This is a genomic window from Nocardia testacea NBRC 100365 (assembly GCF_000308775.1).
In the GTDB taxonomy this organism is placed as follows: domain Bacteria; phylum Actinomycetota; class Actinomycetes; order Mycobacteriales; family Mycobacteriaceae; genus Nocardia; species Nocardia testacea.
In genome coordinates, this window is record NZ_BAGJ01000251.1 from 1 (window position 1) to 17262 (window position 17262).

At 66.1% G+C, this 17262-nt stretch carries 9 protein-coding genes and 4 pseudogenes; 7 read left to right on the plus strand and 6 right to left on the minus strand.

Annotated elements, in window-relative coordinates; all coding sequences use genetic code 11:
- Window positions 1-246 precede the first annotated feature (246 nt).
- From ON38_RS37675 to ON38_RS26525, 3 genes and pseudogenes are all read left to right on the plus strand, one after another.
- Window positions 247-918 (plus strand): annotated as a pseudogene (locus tag ON38_RS37675) (transposase family protein); the annotation flags it as partial.
- A 613-nt stretch (window positions 919-1531) separates the two neighbouring features.
- Window positions 1532-2803 (plus strand): Glu/Leu/Phe/Val family dehydrogenase, encoded by a 1272-nt coding sequence (locus ON38_RS26520; RefSeq protein WP_039827751.1) that lies wholly within the window; start codon window positions 1532-1534, stop codon window positions 2801-2803.
- A 53-nt stretch (window positions 2804-2856) separates the two neighbouring features.
- Entirely contained in the window at window positions 2857-4131 is a 1275-nt protein-coding gene (locus tag ON38_RS26525; RefSeq protein ID WP_039827752.1) for an aspartate aminotransferase family protein, read from the plus strand.
- A 73-nt stretch (window positions 4132-4204) separates the two neighbouring features.
- Here the strand turns inward: ON38_RS26525 and ON38_RS26530 are convergent.
- Window positions 4205-5079, minus strand: a pseudogene (locus ON38_RS26530) (HpcH/HpaI aldolase/citrate lyase family protein).
- Window positions 5080-5173: 94 nt separating this feature from the next.
- A complete protein-coding gene (locus tag ON38_RS26535) occupies window positions 5174-5812 on the minus strand; it encodes a GntR family transcriptional regulator (RefSeq protein WP_039827753.1) in 639 nt (212 codons plus the stop codon).
- A gap of 241 nt (window positions 5813-6053) precedes the next feature.
- On the opposite strand from ON38_RS26535, the gene ON38_RS26540 reads away from it, so the two are divergent.
- Window positions 6054-7235: an IS110 family RNA-guided transposase gene (locus ON38_RS26540; RefSeq protein WP_174372465.1), complete on the plus strand. Its 1182-nt coding sequence runs from the start codon at window positions 6054-6056 to the stop codon at window positions 7233-7235.
- Window positions 7236-7397: 162 nt separating this feature from the next.
- On the opposite strand, the gene ON38_RS26545 is transcribed toward ON38_RS26540, so the two are convergent.
- The gene (locus tag ON38_RS26545) at window positions 7398-8882 is read right to left on the minus strand and encodes an NAD-dependent succinate-semialdehyde dehydrogenase (RefSeq protein ID WP_039827755.1); all 1485 of its coding nucleotides are present in this window, start codon (window positions 8880-8882) and stop codon (window positions 7398-7400) included.
- A complete protein-coding gene (locus tag ON38_RS26550) occupies window positions 8879-11794 on the minus strand; it encodes an FAD-binding and (Fe-S)-binding domain-containing protein (protein ID WP_051165206.1) in 2916 nt (971 codons plus the stop codon). The genes ON38_RS26545 and ON38_RS26550 overlap by 4 nt, the downstream gene beginning before the upstream one ends.
- 427 nt (window positions 11795-12221) lie before the next feature.
- Here ON38_RS26550 and ON38_RS34375 point away from each other — a divergent pair, with 427 nt between their 5' ends.
- Window positions 12222-13250, plus strand: coding sequence for a DMT family transporter (locus ON38_RS34375; RefSeq protein WP_051165205.1), 1029 nt, complete (start codon window positions 12222-12224; stop codon window positions 13248-13250).
- Window positions 13251-13493: 243 nt separating this feature from the next.
- Window positions 13494-13715: a hypothetical protein gene (locus tag ON38_RS26560; protein WP_157181922.1), complete on the plus strand. Its 222-nt coding sequence runs from the start codon at window positions 13494-13496 to the stop codon at window positions 13713-13715.
- Window positions 13716-14232: 517 nt separating this feature from the next.
- On the opposite strand, the pseudogene ON38_RS26565 reads toward ON38_RS26560, so the two are convergent.
- Window positions 14233-15408, minus strand: a pseudogene (locus ON38_RS26565) (amino acid permease); the annotation flags it as partial.
- A 148-nt stretch (window positions 15409-15556) separates the two neighbouring features.
- Window positions 15557-16306 (minus strand): annotated as a pseudogene (locus tag ON38_RS35210) (MFS transporter); the annotation flags it as partial.
- A gap of 105 nt (window positions 16307-16411) precedes the next feature.
- Here ON38_RS35210 and ON38_RS26570 point away from each other — a divergent pair.
- Window positions 16412-17260, plus strand: a complete 849-nt coding sequence (locus ON38_RS26570) for a MurR/RpiR family transcriptional regulator (RefSeq protein ID WP_039827757.1) — start codon at window positions 16412-16414, stop codon at window positions 17258-17260.
- The last annotated feature ends 2 nt before the right edge of the window (window positions 17261-17262 follow it).

Sequence of the window (17262 nt, forward strand, 5' to 3'; positions counted from 1 at the left end):
TTGGTTGGGAGGTTGGTTTTGTCGCGACGCGGGTGTTCGAGGATGAGGAGTGGGCGCCTCTGCGAGAGTTCCCGGAGATCGGTCGCAAGGAGCTGTTCCGCTTGTTCACGCTTTCGTCGGCGGATCTGGCGTTCGTGGATCCGGGGCGTGGGCGGGTCCAGCTGATCGGCTGAACCGTGAGCAGAGACTGCTGTGAATCTCCCCGAGTTCTGTGCTCACCTCTTTTCTTGGGAGGATGGGCCGATTATGCCAACGAATTACGATGAAGCGACGAAGGCCAAGGCTGTCCGGGTGGTCATCGACCACCGGGACGACTACGACAGTGAGTGGGCGGTGATGAAGGCGGGGTCGTCCCGGTTGGGGATGACCACCGAGACCCTGCGTAAGCGGGTTCGCCAAGCTGAGGCCGATGCCGGTGAGTCCGAGGGGGTCTCCACGGCCGCGGCCCGGGAGATCCGGAAGCTGCGCCGCAAGAACAAGGAACTCGAGGAAACCATCGAAATCCTGAAGGCGGCAACAAGTTTCTTCGTGCGGGCGAGCGGCCCGCGACAGCGTTGATCTGTGAGTTCATCGCGAGCATCGGGCTCGGTTCGGAGTCGTTCCGATCTGCCGTGTTCTGTCGGCGTACGGGTGCCAGATCGCCCCGAGATCGTTCTATGTCTGGTTGGCGCGGCCGCCGTCGCGGCGGGAGTTGTGGGATATCGCGGTGACCGCGATCCTGGCCGGCTACTACGAGCCCGGCGAGCACGGCCGGCGTGCTCCGGAATCACTGTATGGTGCGGTGAAGATGTGGGCTACCTGCAACGGCAAGGGTTGGCGGTCGCGCGGTGCACGGTGGAGCGGTGGGCAGTTCGGCGAGCAGGGCATCGAGCCACTGCCCCATGGGACCGTCAGGTTCGGCGGCGCGTTCCTGCTCGGCTGGGTGACCACGCCCAGGAGTGAATATGGCCGCCGCGGCGGCGATGGGTTCGTCGCGGTGCGCATCCTCGTCCGCACCCACATCTTCGAGTATGTCCTCATCGATCGGGCTGCCGGGCCCGGCCCTACGGAAGGGTGGCGGGTTCTCGCCATCCCTGTATCGGTAAAAATTTTTCCGGGCTGTACTCCGTTCCACCCTCGGTGCTGCATTCCGTGATGTGACCAAAACACACCACGTCGTACTGGGCGGAAATCTCCGATAACCTGCGGAGAGGCGGAAATCGGTTACTCAGAACTATATGTCTCTGATACATAGAGCGACATACTCCGCACGCCAGCCGACATCCATCATCTGTGGGTCTGCTGCCCGCCGATGGTCACCAGGGGCGGACGCGTCCGAACCGGCCCGGTGTGCCGAATCGCAAAAGCAGTGCTCGATGGCACAGCGCCTCATCGAGGCAGCCGGTCACGACGCCGACCCAGGCGCCAGCTGATTGTTGACAATCAGACGAAACTGTCGCATTGTGTATAACAGTCATACACTATTGGTGTGACAGGGAAAGTGTCCATCGATTTGCGGTTCTCTCCGCCTCAGGCTTGAAAGGCGACGGCCTTGACCACGACAATCGACGTCATATCGACCGACGCGGGTCCGCTCGACGATGCTCTGTCGCAGCTGGCGGGCGCAGTCGAGACACTCGGCTACGGCCCCGGAATACATCAGCTCCTTGCCAAACCTCGACGTGAGATGTCGGTGAGCATCCCGTTGCGCCGGGACAACGGCGACGTCGAGGTGCTTTCCGGATACCGGGTCCAACACAACTTCTCCCGGGGACCGGCCAAGGGTGGATTGCGATTCAGCCCGCACGTGTCCCTCGACGAAGTCCGTGCGCTGGCGATGTGGATGACGTGGAAGTGCGCGCTGCTCGACGTCCCGTACGGCGGCGCCAAGGGCGGCATCACGATCGATCCGACGCGGTACTCGACAGACGAACTCAGCCGTGTCACGCGCCGCTACACCAGCGAGATCCTGCCGATCATCGGACCGGAGAAAGACATTCCGGCCCCGGATATCGGGACCGATGAACAGACGATGGCGTGGATGATGGACACCTTCTCGGCACATGTGGGCTTCACCGTGCCTGCCGTGGTCACCGGCAAACCGGTCAGTCTCGGTGGTTCGCTGGGCCGTTCGTCGGCCACCTCGAAGGGTGTCGTGCACGTCGCCCTGGCTGCGTTCGGATATCGGGGGCTCACCCCGTCGTTCGCGACCGCTGCCGTGCAGGGATTCGGCAAGGTCGGATCGGGTGCCGCCCAGTTCCTCGCCGAGGCCGGTGTCAAGGTCGTCGCAGTCGGTGATCAGTACGGTTCTATCCACAATGGCGGCGGGCTCGACATTCCCGCGCTCCAAGCGCATGTCGCCGGAACGGGAACTGTACGCGGGTTCGCCGATTCGGAGCCGATCGACGCAGCGGCACTCCTCGAGCTCGAGGTCGACCTGTTGGTGCCTGCGGCGGTCGAGGGTGTTATCAATTCCGACAACGCGGCCAACATTCGGGCGTCGATCGTCGTAGAAGGCGCGAACGGGCCGACCACCGGTGCGGCAGACGAGGTCCTGGCCGAGAAGGATGTGCTCGTCGTTCCCGATATCCTCGCCAACGCCGGCGGCGTCATCGTCTCCTACTTCGAATGGGTGCAGGGGAACCAGGCCTACTGGTGGACCGCCGACGAAGTCGACAGGCGCCTCGAGAGCCGAATGATCCACGGGTGGGAGTGCGTTCTTGAAACCGCTTCCCGTCGGGGACTGTCCTTGCGCAAAGCGGCCACGGTGACCGCTGTCTCGCGGGTCGCCGACGCTCACCGCACCCGCGGGCTATATCCCTGACCGCCCGCGCGGTCCTACCTGAACACACCCGAACCCTGACCGAAGGAGTCCCCATGGCGAAACTCAGCCCTGCTCTCAAGCAGGCCACCCCGGTGGTCGTCGACCACGCGCTCGGCAGCTGGATCTACGGCACCGACGGCATCGGCTACCTCGACTTCACCACCGGCATCGGTGTGACCAGTACCGGTCACTGTCACCCGAAGGTGGTCGAAGCCGCCCGTGAGCAGGTCGGCAAGATCATCCACGCCCAATACACCACGGTGATGCACACACCGCTGCTCGAGCTGACCGAAAAGCTCGGTGAGGTCCTTCCCGCCGGACTCGATTCGGTCTTCTACGCCAACTCCGGATCCGAGGCCGTCGAGGCCGCCATCCGCTTGGCCCGCATGGCCACCGGCCGTCCGAACATCGTCGTCTTCCAGGGCGGCTTCCACGGCCGCACGGTCGCCGCGGCATCGCTGACCACCGCCGGAACGAAGTTCTCGGCCGGGTTCTCCCCGTTGATGTCCGGCGTGCACATGGCTCCGTTCCCCTACGCTTACCGGTACGGTCTCGACGAAACAGCCGCCGTCGAGTTCGCGCTACGCGAACTGGATTACCTTTTCAAGACCCGCACAGCCCCGAACGACACCGCGGCGTTGCTGATCGAGCCCGCACTCGGTGACGGTGGCTACCTACCCACGCCGCCGACGTTCATGGAAGGCCTGCGTGAGCGCGCCGACCAGTACGGCATCAAGCTGATCTTCGACGAGGTCCAGGCGGGTGTCGGGCGCACCGGCAAGTTCTGGGGCCACCAGCACTCGACCGCTACCCCGGATATTCTCATCACCGCCAAGGGCATCGCCTCCGGCTTCCCGATCTCGGCCATCGGGGCATCGACCGAGACCATGTCCAAGGCATGGCCGGGGTCGCAGGGCGGCACCTACGGTGGCAACGCCGTCGCAGCCGCGGCCGGTGTTGCGACCTTGGACGTCGTCGAGAAGGAAGGTCTCGTCGAGAACGCGCGTGCTCGGGGCGAACAGCTCCAGGCAGGCCTGAAGTCCGTCCAGGAACGGTTCCCGGTCATCGGTGACGTCCGCGGTCTCGGCCTGATGCAGGGCATTGAGTTCACCGCGGCCAACGGCAATCCCGATGCCGACACCGCAGCAGCCGTGCAGCAGGAGACGACCCGGCAGCAGTTGCTCACGCTGACCTGCGGGCCCGCCGGCAACGTCGTCCGCCTGATCCCCGCCCTCGTGGTGACCGAGGACGAAATCACGCTCGGCGTCGAGCGATTCGAGGCCGCCGTGGCGGCCGTGGTTGCTGCCGTGGCGGTCGGCACCTCCTGATCCGGCAGAGATTTCGATCCACTTCGTGATGGGTCGATCACCCGATCGGCGCCGGAATTCTCCACGGTGGTGGTCAGCAACCACGGCCTTCGTCGTCGGGGCGGACACCGAAAACGCGGGCCAGATATCGCGTGTGCCGGGCTCGCTCGAGTCTCGGGCGGTCGCTGCCTTCCTCGATATGCGCGCCGTCCTCACCCAGGCGGGAGATGACCTCCTCCGCCCGGCTGATGTCGGCTGGAGAGGGGGCCAGAACGCTGTTGATCAATTCGGTATGGGCGGCGCGGAGGCAGAGCTTCCCGGTCATCCCGGCAGTCGCGCCCACCGCGATACCCGAGTGAAGCTCGACGTCGGTATCGGCGTGCGTCGGACCGTCGATCGGTGCGTCGATCCGTTCGGCGCGGCTGACGACTACCATGCGCGACCGGGCATAGGCCAGGGCTACCGGATCGTTGCCGGCGCCGGTGTCCCGCTGGAAGTCACCGGACCCGAACGCCAATCGGAGTGTCGACGGCGAATGCGCGATCGCGCGAGCCTCCTCGAGACCGGCCGCGCTCTCGATCATCGCGACGATCGGAATCCGAACATCGAGCCTGGCCGCTGTCGCCGCACCTGTTCGGCGCTCTCGGTTTTGGCCAGCATCACTCCCGCCAGCGTGTCCAGATCGGCCAGCGTCTCGAGGTCACGGTCCCAGTGCGCGGTCGTAGCGTCGTTGACGCGCACCCAGTCACGGTGACCGTCCTGTAGCCGGGCGCGGACGATCGAGCGCGCGGCGTCCTTGTCGGATTCACGCACACCATCCTCGAGGTCGAGGACGACGATATCGGCTCCGCTGGCCTCCGCCGCGGTAGCTGCCGCTGCGGTGGTGGCGGGCACCAGTAGCCAAGACCTTGCTATGGACGGATTCGATGGATGAGCCGGCCGCGTGGGGGCGACGGAGGATGACGTCACGTTCGGTTCCTTCGAGGGGAAAGGGGCTGGCCTGCGGATACGAGGACAGGATTACCGGGCGCTGCGGCGGGAAACTGCGAGGATTGCCTGGTGCTCAGGTGGTCTCGTAGTTCTTCACCGCGCGTTCGAGATGTCGGCGCATCTCACTCTGTGCGCGGTCGAGATCGGCAGATCCGATCTCGTCGAGCAACTTTCGGTGCTCTCGTGCGAGATCCTTTGGGTTCGGGTACGACTGCTGGATTTGCGCCAGGCACAATTGCATCTCATCCTGCAGCGTCGAGTAGATCCGGCTGAGCCGTCGGCTGCCCACCGCATCGACGATGGCGACGTGGAAGGCCGTGTGCACTTCGACCCGATCCGCCCAACTGGCGTCGTCGGGCATCTGCTCCATCTTCTCGAGATGCCGTTCGGCCTCGTCGAGAGCGATGTCGTTCTCCACGATGACCCGGACGCCCTCGAGTTCGAGCGGAGTCCGCACGAAGTACAGATCGCGCACGTCTTCGTGGTCGAGGACGGGGACGATAAGGGAACGTCCCTGTGACTGTTGCGCCAGATGGCGACTGGTCAGCACCTGCAGCGCCGACCGCACCGTGGGGCGAGCCACATCGAACATTGCCGCCAGACCGGTTTCGGTCAACGGTGTGCCGGGCTTGAGCCCCCCACCCAGGATCTGGGTACGGATCTCCGCCACCAGCGCATCTCGGGTGGTCGTGGTTTGCAGCGCCGGGCTCATGCCGTCCTTACCTTTCTTGTGTGGTGATCGATCCCGTAGCCAGCGGGTTTCGAATCACCTGGGAGTGGTGGGTATGGCTTTCATGTCGTTGCCGAGGTTCATGGCCGAGGAGGATTGGCCGCCCATCGTTCCGCGACGACTCGACCGCTGATTGAGAGACGCGATCCGATCGCTGTGTAAGGACGAGACGGCGTGGTCGTCGACCCCACGGACGTAATGCGTGACTCTTATGGAGGTGGGTGTGCCACAACAATTTTGGTCGGGTATCGATGCGGGAAAGGCGGCGCATCACTGCACGGTGATCGACAGTGACGGCAAACGACACCTGTCGAGGAAGGCAGTCAATGACGAGACCGAACTGACCGCGCTGGTCAACGACGTCCTCGCCATGGCCGACGGCGGCGAGGTGACCTGGGCGATCGACCTCAACCAGGGTGGTGCCGCGCTGCTGATCAGCCTGCTGCCGGCCCACGGTCAGCGGCTGCTCTACATCCCCGGCCGCACCGTCTACCACGCGGCAGCCGGATACCGCGGCGACGGAAAATCCGACGCCAAGGACGCGGGGATCATCGCCGATCAGGCCCGCATGCGCCGCGACCTGCAGCCGCTGCGGCCCGGTGACGAGATCGCTGTCGAGCTGCGCATCCTCTGCGCCGCGCGCACCGATATGGTCTGCGACCGCACCCGGGCGATCAACCGGCTCCGCGCGACCCTGCTCGAGTACTTCCCCGCGCTGGAACGCGCCTTCGACTACAGCACATCGAAAGCGGCGCTCATCCTGCTGACCGCTCCCAACACACCCGACGGGCTGCGCGCCCTCGGCGTGGCCGGACTCCAAGCCTGGATGCGTGAGCGCAAGGCGCGCAACGCATCCACTGTCGCAACCACCACGATGGCCGCCGCTCACGCCCAGAGCACGATCGTGGCAGGTCAGCGAATCAGCGCGGCCATGGTCGCGCGGTTGGCGAAGGAGGTGATGCGGCTCGACAACGAGCTCGGTGACACCGAGGCGTTGATCGAGCAGCGATTTCGCCGCCACCGGCACGCCGAGATCATCCTGAGCATGCCCGGATTCGGTCCGCTGCTGGGGGCGGAGTTCCTCGCCGCGACCGGCGGCGATCTCGCTGTGTTCGACCGCTCCGACCGCCTCGCCGGCCTGGCCCCGGTGCCCCGCGATTGTGGCCGCATCACCGGCAACCTTGAACGCCCCCGCCGCTACGACCGCCGCCTGCTGCGCGCCTGCTACCTCGCGGCCGTGATCGCCGCCCGCCACGACCCAGCCTCGCGTGCCCACTACCAGCGGAAGCGCTCCGAAGGCAAACGTCACACCCAGGCCGTGCTCGCACTGGCCCGCCGCCGCCTCAACGTCCTGTGGGCCATGCTCCGCGACCACAAAACCTACCAGCCGGCCCCGGCCACCTGACACCATCAGCGATCCCGGAGAACACCGGAAGAGCTTGACAACCTCATTGAGAATCCTCCTCGGTTTACAGAATAGCTGATATACCGTAACTCGAATGGGGTCGGTTCCCTGCGGGCCGGGCGGCGGACACGCCCGTCTCGCAGGAACATGGAGGCACCGTGCTCAGGCACCGCGGCGGCGCGGTACCGCGAGGTACTTGTACTCCAGGAATTCGTCGATACCGACCTTGCCCCCTTCGCGGCCGATGCCGGACTGCTTCACACCGCCGAAGGGAGCCGCGGGGTTGGACACCAGGCCGGTGTTGACGCCAACCATGCCGACCTCGAGTCGTTCACTCAGGTCGAAGGCTCGGTCGATGTCCTGACAGAAGACGTAACCGACCAGGCCCCAGTCGGTGTCGTTGGCGATTCGGATCACCTCGTCCTCGTCGTCGAACGGGATCACCGGGGCGACGGGGCCGAAGATTTCGGTGGTCATCAGGTCCGAGTCGGTCGAGACGTCGGCCAGTACGGTCGGCGGGTAGAAGTATCCGTCGCCTTCGGGTACGGCGCCGCCGGTCAATGCCTTGGCGCCGCGGCCGAGCGCATCGTCGACCAGGCGTTGGACCTTGGCTCGGCCGGCGGCGTCGATCAGGGGACCGACCTGGACGCCCTCGTCGAGGCCGTTTCCGATCCGCATATCCCCCATCCGGGCGGCCAGGCGCTCGGAGAAGAGGTCGGCGATGTTGCGGTGCACGTACAGGCGGTTCGCCGCGGTGCAGGCCTCGCCCATGTTGCGCATCTTCGCGGCGATTGCCCCATCGACGGCGGTGTCGATATCGGCGTCGGCGCAGACGATGAACGGGGCGTTGCCACCCAGTTCCATCGAGGACCGCATCACCGCGTCGGCGGCTTGCTTCAGTAGCAGCTTGCCGACTGCGGTGGAGCCGGTGAAGCTGATCTTGCGGGCCTTGCCGCTCGACATCCAAGGTTCGACGACCGACCCGGCGTCGGTGGTGTTGACGACATTGAGGACGCCGTCGGGCAGGCCGGCTTCCTGAATGATCGCCGCGAGGGCGAGCGAGGTCAGCGGTGTCTGGGCGGCGGGCTTGAGGACCATGGTGCAGCCGGCGGCGACTGCGGGGGCGATCTTGCGGGTGCCCATGGCCAGCGGGAAGTTCCACGGGGTGATGAGTACACAGGGGCCGACCGGTTCTCGGGTGACGATGATCCGGTTGGTGCCGTCACCGGTAGTAGTGTGATCACCGGAGATGCGCACGGCTTCCTCGGAGAACCACCGCAGGAATTCGGCGGCATAGGCGACCTCACCCTTCGCCTCGGCCAGCGGCTTACCCATCTCGGAGGTCATGATCTCGGCGAGCCAGTCCTGCCGCATCATGACCAGATCGTAGGCACGACGCAGGATTTCGCTGCGCGACCGGGGAGCGGTGCGGGCCCACGACTGCTGCGCGGATACCGCGGCGGCGAGGGCGGCGTCGGCGTCGACGGGTCCGCCGTCGGCGATCACGGCGAGGACCTCGCCGGTGGCCGGGTTCTCGACTTCGAATGTCGCACCGTCGGTGGCGTCCCGCCAGGTTCCACCGATGAGCAGTCCGGTAGGAACGGACTGCGTCCCGGTGGCGGGGGCGAACGCAATGGCTGTGGTCATGACGTGATTTCTCCTTGCTGGGCGTGGGGGTCGAGGATGTGCGCGAGATGTACAGACGCGCCAGGGGTTTGGTTGGCTGTCAATTGCCGGACCTGCATGTGGCAGCTGAACCCGTCGGTGAGCACCGTCGTTTGCGGAAAGGCGCGCAGGGCGGGCGCCAAGGCCTGCTCGGCGACGGCCATGCTGGTGTCGTGGTGGTCGCGTTCGAAACCGAAATTGCCGGCTACACCGCAGCATCCGGTCGCCTCACGCACCGTGGACACACCGACGGAGTTCAGCGCGCGGCGTTGGGTCTCCGCACCGAAGACCGCGTACTCGTGGCAGTGGGTCTGCACGGTCACCTCACCGGGAACGCGATGCCGCGGCGCCCAGCCCTCGGATACCTGCACCGTGACCTGTTCAGCGAAGCTTCGCACCCGGGCAGCGACTCGGTGGGCTGCATCAGTGCCGACGAGTTCGGGTAGGTCCTTACGCAATGCCGCCGCGCAACTGGGCTCGGTGACGATGATCGGCCGGTCGGTGCCGTCGTCGAGGGCAGCGGCGGTGCGGGCCATGCGCTTCCGGGCCTGGGCGAGTTGCCCGGTCGAAATCCAGGTCAGCCCGCAACACAGGTCGGTACGCACCTCGGTGTGGTGGTCGGCGTCCTCGATGACCCGACGGGCGGCGGCAGCCACCTCGGGCCGGAACCCCTGGGTGAAGGAGTCGACGAACAACACCACGTCACTGTCGACGGGCCGGGAATCGCCGAGCAGCTTCCTCAGCCGGCGGCGGGAGGCGAACGGGGGCAGCGTGCGTTCGGTGGTCAGCCCGCCCAACCTCAGCACTGCGGACCTGAGCGGGGTAGCGAGGACGGCATTGACCACCGGCGCCATCCGCGAGGTCAGCTTCAGCCACTGCGGCAGCCAGCCCAGCGAATAGTGCGCCTTCGGGCGGATCCGGCCGGCGTAATAGTGGTCGAAGAACTCTGCCTTGTAGGTGGCCATATCAACCCCGGTCGGGCAGTCGGTCGAGCAGGCCTTGCACGACAGGCACAGATCCAGTGCCTCCCGTACATCCTCCGACGCCCAGCCCTCGTCCACGGTTCGGGCGCCGCGGACCATGTCCTGTAGTACCCGGGAGCGGCCCCGGGTGGAGTCTTTCTCGTCGCCGGTGGCCCGGTAACTCGGACACATCACACCACCCGATTCGGAGCGGCACCGACCCACCCCGATGCACCGCTGCACCGCCTCGGGGAAACCGCCGGTGACGTCTCCGTTTCCGGTCTCGTGCAGGGTGAAGCTGGTCCGCCACGGCAGCGCGGGGACACCGGCGAGAGCGAGATCGTCGGTGACCGAAGGCGGGTCTACGATAACGCCGGGATTGAGCACGCCCCCGGGATCGAAGATCTCTTTGAACCGTGCGAACGCCGCCATGATGGCCGGGGAGTACATCTCCGGGAGCAGCTCGGAGCGGGCGCGGCCGTCACCGTGCTCACCGGAGAGAGTGCCGCCGTGCTCGACCACCAGACGGGCGGCGGCACGCAGGAACCGGGCCATCACCGCCCGGCCTTCTCCGGTCCGCTGATCGAAGGTGATCCGGATGTGCATGCAGCCGGCGCCGAAATGCCCGTACATCACCCCGATAAGGTCGAATTCAGCGAGTAGCAGCCGGAAATCGGCGAGATAGTCGGCGAGCTTCTCCGGCGCGACCGCGGAATCCTCCCAGCCGGGCCACGACGTCACACTCGAACCGTCCGGATTCTCGAGCCGGGACGACAAGCCGGCGCCGTCCTCACGCACGCGCCACAACTTCTTACGCGCCACCGGATCGCGGACCTCCCGGCCATCGAGAACCCGGCCGTTGTCCCGCAGCTCGCTGAGCAGCCGCTGCGCCTGGCCGGAGACAGTGTCGATATCCGATCCGTCGAGGTCGACATACAGCCACGCCCGGCCGGTGGGTAATTCGGCCACCGCATCCGCGCCGCGGCGAGCCCGCATCGTATCGACGATCTGCTCGTCGATGCCTTCGACCGCGGTGGGGGAGAAGCGCAGGATGGAGCCGATATCGCGGGCGGCGTCGACGACATCGTCGTAGCCGAGAATCAGCAGCAACGCCGACGCCGGAACATCCACCAGCCCGACGGTGGCGCCGACGACGATCGCGCAGGTGCCTTCGCTGCCCACCAGGGCGCGGGCGACATCGAACCCGTTCTCCGGCAGCAGATGCGAGAGGTGGAAGCCGGAGACCTGCCGGGGAATCTGCCCGAGCTCGAGCCGGAACGGTGACAAGTAGTCGCGAGTGAGGTCTTTGAGCTGTGCGGTGATCTGCTCGGCGCGGGCGATGGCCACGGTATCGTCGGCCAGGGTGGCCTCGATCCCCGTGCGGGTGGCTGTCAGCCGGGATCCGTCGGCGAGGACCAGGTCGAGGGACACCACATGATCGGCGGTGCGCCCGTAGCGGACCGAGTGATTGCCGCAGGCGTCATTGGCCACCGACCCGCCGACCGTGGCCCGGGTCTTGCTGGACGGGTCCGGCGCGAAGGTCAATTTCCCGCCGGTGCCGGCTTCGACCGACTGCGCGAGTTCGGACAGGACGACCCCGGGCTCAACCACCGCGGTCCGTGTCTGCGGGTCGATCGAGATCACCTTGTTCATGTGACGGGAGAAGTCCAGGACCAGACCGCCACCGATAGCGTTACCGGCCATCGAGGTGCCGCCGCCGCGCGCTATGACGGCCAACCCGGCCTGGTGGCATGCCGCCACAATCTCGCTGACCTGGGCTGCGGACCGGGGGAACGCCACACCGGCCGGGGTGATTCGATAGTTCGACGCGTCGTAACTGTATTCGGCGAGGCGCCGGGTCGTGGTGTCGATCTCGACCGAGCGGGAACGCAACAGGTCGGTGATGGCGATGTCCGGGGCTTGGGCTGTCACGGTCTCCTCGATTCGGACGAGCGGTCCGCGTTCGCGGTCCGCATCGGCTGCTGCGATGAACAGCCATGGGCGGGGCCAGGGCGGGGAGGGCAGAAGACGCGGGTGGCGTGGCGGCACACGGGTCGGTTCCCGCATCCTCCTGCCCGGGTCAAGGGGTCACTGCACGTCGTTCAGCCGGTGATGCCCGAGACATTGTCGCCCTCGGACCGGTCGGCGACCACGGCCTGTTCGCCGTGCCGAAGCGCGGCGTACTGACCCGAGATAGGCAACTGGTGACGCCGGGCGACAGCGCCGGTTCTGCCGCTGCGTGGCGTTGTACATCGTGTTCTCCTCGCCCGTTTATCAGTTATGTCTTACTGTATAACAGTATGTCTGTGATGTCATCAATGGATCGAGTTGTGAAATGAGCCGGGGGGTTGCGACCGCTATGGCATCCTCCGGAGCGCTGCTGTGGGGAACGCTGGGGCCGGTGGTGAGCGCCTGGTCCACCCTCGGCAGCGCCGAGAACGCCTTCGCGCGGTCGTTGGTTGCCGCGCTCACCCTCGGGTTTGTCGCCCGAGGGGCCGTCGCCGGGTGGGTGCAGGTGCGGGCGCACTATCGGTCTCTGCTCGCCGGCGGTGTCGGGCTCGCCGGCTTCCAGTTCGCCTATTTCGCCGCGGTCGCCGAATCCGGCGTCGCGGTCAGCACGGTGATCGGGATCGGTCTGGCGCCCGCGATGACCGGAGCCGTGTCGTGGATCACCTCGGGCCGGCCTTCGCGTACCTGGATGGCGGGGACCGCGCTGGCCTCTGCCGGTCTGGTTCTGTTGGTTCTCGGCGCGGCGCCCGGCGGCACGGTGTCGGCCGCGGGCATCGGCTGGTCGGTCCTGGCGGCCGCCTTCTTCAGCATGCAAGCGTTGGCGATCGAGTCGGTGGGGGCCGAGTGGTCGAACTCCGCTGTGCTGGCATGGATGTTCCTGACCGCTGCGATCCTCATGGCCCCGATCGGCGGTGCCGCGCTGTTGCGCGGTGGCGCCTTCGGCGTCGACGACCTATGGGTGCTCGCGTACCTCGGTGTGGTGACCGCTGGCCTTGCTTACTGGCTCTTCGCAGCGGGAATCGCGGTTCTCGGCGCCGCTACCGCAGTCACGATCAGCCTGCTCGAACCCGTCGGGGCCGTCGTACTGTCGGTGCTGTTTCTCGGAGAAGGACAGTCTCCGGTGCAGTGGCTCGGCACCGTGCTGCTCATCGCGTGCGTCCCCGTCATGGCCTCCGCGCCGAAGACCGAACCCGGTGTTCCGGCGACACTGGAGCCATCGCCTATGCGGCGCAGCCTCCCCGCTGCCGGGCCGGGGCAGCTCCCCAATATCGCTGAGCCGATACATCAGTGTCGCCGGACGGCAATTGCTGACGCGGCGACCGGTGCCGACAGGAGTTCGCAGAGTCGGCGAGCCCCACGCGGCTCGGCCAAGGGGTGATGTACCGAACCCTGCAGTTCCATCGCCCGTTTGCCGTCAATACTCATCTCGGTGGAGACTCGCCGCTGCCCCCGGCCGCCCCGAGCCGGTCTTTTTGGTGGCAGGCCCTCGGATGCGTTCACGTCGCCTGCTGGCTGACACCATCGTGTATGTACTGGTCACGGGGTGTGTAGGTTGGTGCCGGACGATCCGGTGCCGTGGAATGCCACGTAGGAGGTGTGCGCGGCCTGGACTGCTGATGGCATGTGGGCGCCTGTGTGCGACGAACTGCGGGAGCGCGTCCGTGACGCCGAGGGCTACTGGGGCGATGGCGGCTGGCTCGACACCGTCGGCCCTGGCCTGCGCGGGTTGGCCGCTGCCGTCGAGGGTATCGAAATCGTGGGGGTGCCCCGTAACGCGGATGCGAAAGGCTGTCAGGTGCTGTCCAGCAGGTTGATACTGCAACGACACTCGGTCAGTGGATGACCTCGTCGTCGGTAGTCCGATAGGCGGGCCTGATGTTGCCGGCGCCGAGGCCATCGCGACCCCGCCCCAGGTATGGGCGGGGCCGCAATAGCGGGGGCCGGACCGGTCCTACAGATCTACCGGCACCGATTTCTCCAAGTGTCGTGGCACTATCGGGAGAGAAGGTAGATCGTGTGGAGTGCCTCGGCGACCGTCGAGTGCGCACCCCTCGATCTCGCGCGCCTCACGCAGCCGCCTTGTGAACCGGTCCGGTGTCATTCCGCCCCTTCGAGAACCTCGTCGTCCGAGGCCCGGCCGTATAGTGCTCAGATGCCGTGAACTGGACTATCTCGATTCCGAGCCGTGGTGTGGTCTCGGCGAGACATTGCCGCATGAGCTGCCGCAGTCGGCGGCGGCGGGCACGGTAGGCGTCGAGTTGTGAGCGGGTGACGATGTCGTCCGCGGCGCCGGTGTGATCATGGTCTTGGGATGGTCGATCGGCATGGCGGAGTGAATCTCGGTCGTCTTTCGGTTCCCGCTACCGCGGGCCCACATCCCCGACCGATACCGCCGCGCGTCCGTGAGAGGTGTTGAGGGCGGACTTGCGGCGTCCGTATGCCAGGTACACCACCAGCCCCAGCGCGAACCAGCCTGCGAAACGCAGCCATGTCTCCGGCTGCAGGAAGGAAATCAGCCAGATCGAGAACGCGATTCCCACGAGGGGGATCAGCGGCATCGCCGGGCATTTGAAGGGGCGTGAGATGTCGGGTCGGCGGTAGCGCAGGACGATGACAGAGGCGCAGACGACGATGAAGGCGAGCAGGATGCCGATATTGGTCAGTTCGGCGGCTTCGCCGATCGGCATGAAGCCCGCGACGAGGGCGGAACCGATACCGGTGATCCAGGTGATGCGGGTCGGTACCCGGCGAACCGGGTGGGTCTTGGAGAACCACTTGGGCAGCAGGCCGTCCCGGCTCATCGAGAACCACACCCGGGTGACGCCGAGCATGAAGGTGAACATGACCGTCAGCACGCCGATGATGCCACCGACGGCGATGACGCTGGCCAGTCCGCCGAGTCCGACGGAGGCGAAGGCTGTGGAGAATCCACTGGTGGGGTTGATGTCGGTGTAGTTCTGCATTCCGGCCAGGACGAGGCACGCGCCGACGTAGAGCACCATCGAGATGCCCAGGGAGTAGAGGATCGCCTTCGGCATGTGCCGCTGGGCGTCCTTGCTCTCCTCAGCGGCGGTCGACATCGCGTCGTAGCCGAAGACCGCGAAGAAGACGGTGGCAGCGCCGGTCATCACACTGCCCATGCCCGAGGGAGCGAACGGCACGTAGTTGCTGCTGTCCACGAAGAATGCCCCGACGATGATGACGAGGAGGACGACGGCGACCTTCAAGGCCACCACGACCATCTCGAATCGTGCTGCTGCCTTGATACCGCGGGTGAGGAGAAAGGCGATCAGCAGGCACAAGATCATCGCGAACAGGTCGACGCGATGTCCTTCGCCGGTGCCGGGTGCCCCCATCATCCAGGCGGGCAGGTCGAGGCCGAATTGCTGGACGAGGAAGTTGAAGTATCCGGAGATGCCGATGGCAACCACGGCGACGATGGCCGTGTACTCGAGCAGGAGATCCCAGCCGATAAACCAGCCCACGATTTCGCCGAGCACGACGTAGCCGTAGGTGTACGCGGACCCGGCTTTGGGGGTGTGTCGCAGAGGTATTGGCGGAAGTTTCGACGACGGGGGCCGCCCCGACCGGAGGGAGCCGGCGGCCCAGGTGCCGGACCGCTCGGCGTTCGATGTCCTCGACCACCAGACGTGCCTCGTCCACCTTGCCTACCGACAGCAAATACCTCGGAGACTCGGGGACCGAGCGCCGCCACCAGAGCAGCATCACCAGCGGAACGGCGCAGAGCAGGTGTGCGATCCGCCAACCGTCGTCGCTGATCGGAATGATGAACCGCCCGAGCAGAGCTGCTCCGACGTAGCCGAAGGAGAAGAAGCCGGCGAGGGCTCCGACGAATCGGCCGCGAAGCCGGCCCGGGGCGAATTCGGAGAGAAAGGCGGGGATGATCGACGATTCCGCGCCGATGCCGACGCCCGCGATCAACCGGACGACGAAGAAGAATTGCCAGGTCGGGGAGAAGGCGGCGATCAGCGTGGCCACGCCGTAGATCCCGAGCGCCCCCATCATGACCTTGCGTCGCCCGAAGCGGTCGCCGAGCATACCGGCCGATACCGCGCCGAACAGGTATCCGATGAGGGTCGAGCTGCCGATCAGTCCGGCCTGGAATCCTGTCAGATGCCATTGTTCCTTGATCGCGGGTAGGACGAACGCCAGGATCGCGACGTCGAGTCCGTCGAACGCGAGTCCGAGGCCGCCCATCGCGAGAAGGCGCTGATGTGGGCGTGAGAAGGGAACGCGTTCCATTCGAGCGAGCAGGTCTGACATTGCAGTTTCCTCTGCGTGAAGGTCGTAGACCGAAGCCGTGTTCGGGGCGAAAGGTTTCGGTCGAGGCCAGATTCGAGGCCCGGATGTTACCCAGGCCACAACACCTATCTGCAATGTATAGTTCATTACAGGACCTAATGCAATATTCATTGCATGAAATTTCCAAGACGGAACCACTACCTGTGGAGCAGAACCAAGTGGCGGATATACGTGGCAAAGTCGCCCGGCGATGGATGTCGATGGGAGGGTGAGGGTATGAGTGAGGTCAGAGAGTGGTTGGCGGTCCTGCGCGAGGGGACTCAGGTCACGCCGAAGATCGGCGCGGTCCTGGATCTGATCGCCAAGCAGCCCCGCTTGGCCTCGTATGCGGCGGCATCCACCGTTGCCGAGGCGGCACACGTCAACACCGCGACTGTGGTTCGCGCGGCACAGGCGCTCGGATTCGAGGGCTGGCTCGCGTTGCGGGCCGAGGTGCGATCGAGGTATCTCGCGTCGCTCACTGCTGCCGAAGTCTCCGCCGAGCATGCCGAACGGGGGGTGCACCCGGCGTCCTCCGCCGTCCGGCAGGATGTCGCGAACCTGGGGTTGTTCTCCCGCAGCCTCGACCTCGGCGTCATCGAGCACTTCGCCACGGCCATAGCCCAGGCCGACCGGACCGCGGTCGTCACCACGGGCAGCTACGCGGCGGTGGCCGCGCCGCTCGCCCACCTCGGCGCGGTGATGGGCTACCCCGTCGCGATGGAAACTCGCGGCGGCACCCACCTGGCCAACGTCATGAGTTCGATGACGCCGGAAAGCTGCTTCGTGGCCATCAGTTTCTGGCGGCTGCACGCCGAGATCTTCAAGGCGGCCCGCTCGGCGGCCCGGCGCGGTGCGACGGTCTGTGTGATCACCGACAGTGTCTCCACACCGCTGGCCGAGGTCGCCGACCACGTCATAGCGGTGTCCTCGGAGGGCGGTAGTTGGTTCCCGTCGATGACGGCCGGTGTGTGTGCGGTCAACGCTGTATTGACTTCGCTCGAACGGCAAGGCGGGCAGAAAGTCGAAGACGCGATCGCGAATGCGGAGCACGCCTGGGCCGAACTCGCGCTCTACGAGATCTAGTT